The sequence below is a fragment of the Streptomyces sp. NPDC101166 genome, from assembly GCF_044768125.1.
In the GTDB taxonomy this organism is placed as follows: Bacteria; Actinomycetota; Actinomycetes; order Streptomycetales; family Streptomycetaceae; genus Streptomyces.
In genome coordinates, this window is the sequence record NZ_JBIWPF010000404.1 from 1 (window position 1) to 1006 (window position 1006).

The 1006-nt window shown below is 67.3% G+C and carries 1 protein-coding gene and 1 pseudogene; both read left to right on the forward strand.

Annotated features, from left to right (window positions below; genetic code table 11):
- Positions 1-199 (forward strand): potassium-transporting ATPase subunit KdpA (locus ACIRS4_RS39445; protein ID WP_404205284.1); only part of this gene is annotated, 199 nt, incomplete at its 5' end.
- Positions 196-1006, forward strand: a pseudogene (locus ACIRS4_RS39450) (potassium-transporting ATPase subunit B); the annotation flags it as partial. The gene ACIRS4_RS39445 and the pseudogene ACIRS4_RS39450, both read left to right, overlap by 4 nt.

Below are 1006 nucleotides of genomic sequence, written 5' to 3' on the forward strand. Positions count from 1 at the left end.
CTTCATCCCCATGATCTTCGTACTGGCCCTGGCCGGTTCGCTGGCGGCGCAGGGGCACACTCCCGCCTCCGAGGGCACGCTGCCGACGCATCGGCCGCAGTTCGTCGGCATGGTCGCGGGCGTCACCGTCATCCTGGTCGCGCTCACCTTCCTGCCGATGCTGGCGCTCGGCCCGCTCGCTGAAGGAATCCACTCATGAGCACTCCCACCATCGACTCCGCGCCGGTGCAGACCGCGCACAGCAACCCGAAACGCGGTGTGTCAGCGGGGTTGTTCGACCCCAAGATGCTGCTCGGGTCGCTGCCGGACGCGTTGAAGAAGCTGGATCCGCGCATCATGTGGCGCAATCCGGTGATGCTGATCGTCGAGATCGGCGCGGTCTGGGCCACCGTCCTGGCCATCGCGAGTCCGACGTTCTTCGCCTGGGCGATCGTCGTCTGGCTGTGGCTGACGGTGATCTTCGCCAATCTGGCCGAAGCCGTGGCCGAGGGCCGCGGCAAGGCGCAGGCGGACACGCTGCGAAAGGCCAAGACCGACACGGTCGCTCGCCGTCTGGCGAACTGGTCGCCGGGCGCGCGCGTCGTCGAGGAGCGGGTGCCCGCTCCCGAACTTCGCCGCGGCGACTACGTGGTCGTCGAGGCGGGGCAGGTCATCCCGGGTGACGGTGATGTCGTGGAAGGCATTGCCTCCGTGGACGAATCGGCCATCACCGGTGAGTCCGCACCCGTCATCCGCGAATCCGGCGGTGACCGGTCGGCCGTGACCGGCGGCACCACCGTGTTGTCGGACCGCATCGTCGTCCAGATCACCCAGGAGCCGGGCGGTTCGTTCATCGACAAGATGATCGCGCTCGTCGAGGGCGCGTCGCGGCAGAAGACGCCGAACGAGATCGCGCTCAATATCCTGCTGGCCGCGTTGACGATCATCTTCGTGTTCGCGGTGGCGACCTTGCAGCCGTCGGCCATCTTCTCGAAGGCCAACAACCCTGGCGTGCTGGACAATCTGG